We start from the raw sequence: 817 nt of genomic DNA on the forward strand, positions 1-817 counted from the left end.
GCCAAAGGATACTCCCACCTACGTCTTCCGCGCGCTGCGTGATGCACTGCAGAAGCCGAAAGCGCAGCCGCCAGCCGGGTTCACCGATGTCGTGGATATCACTGGCGCAAAGAAGAGCATGGTAGTGGGTGCATTTCTCTACGCGGCGCATTCGGATCTTCCCATCACCTACGTTGATTTCGACGAATACGATACGCAGTGGGGCAAGCCATACGGCTACACCTGCCGGATCGGCAGGATTGCCAATCCCTACGAAGCCTTCCATCTGCGCGACTGGGAGCAGGTGCGACGGTTGTACGAGAGCTACAGTTTCCGCAATGCGCGTGTGTTGCTGGGTGCGGCTGGCAGTGCTGGAAACGCGGGAACAGGGATTATTGGCGCAATGTCGCAGACGCTCGGCGGTGCTGGCAGTGATGCGTTGTTCGACCCAGACGATATTGGTAAAGTAGAGCGTTTAGCCTCGATGCTCGAGATGTACGAGGCGTGGGAAAATGGTGACTATGCTGAGGCAAAACGTCTGAAAGACGGCTCATTGCCGCCGGACGTCGTTCCATGGAGCATCGAGGAATTGGGCGGCATCTGGCCGCATGTGGCGAGCGCCACTGATGCACAAACCGCTGCGCAGAACCTGCTCACCGATCACCTGGTGTTGAAACAGGGCGCATCGGGTCCTTCCGACTCGCTGTTTGCCAAACCTCTGCCACTGCTGGCGTATGTGCGCGATGAGCTGGCGAAAATCGAGCGCCTGATCACGAAGAATGAAGATTACCGTTCAGCGTATTTGCGGGCTGCGGGGCTGGAGGAGTTTCTGTTGAAG

Annotated in this window: 1 protein-coding gene; it reads left to right on the top strand. The window is 57.8% G+C overall.

What is annotated here, in order from left to right:
* On the top strand, positions 1 to 817 hold an 817-nt coding region (locus NZ923_10730; GenBank protein MCS7230483.1), incomplete at both ends, for a hypothetical protein.

Origin of the sequence: Candidatus Kryptonium sp. (assembly GCA_025060635.1) — a bacterium.
GTDB lineage: Bacteria > Bacteroidota > Ignavibacteria > Kryptoniales > Kryptoniaceae > Kryptonium.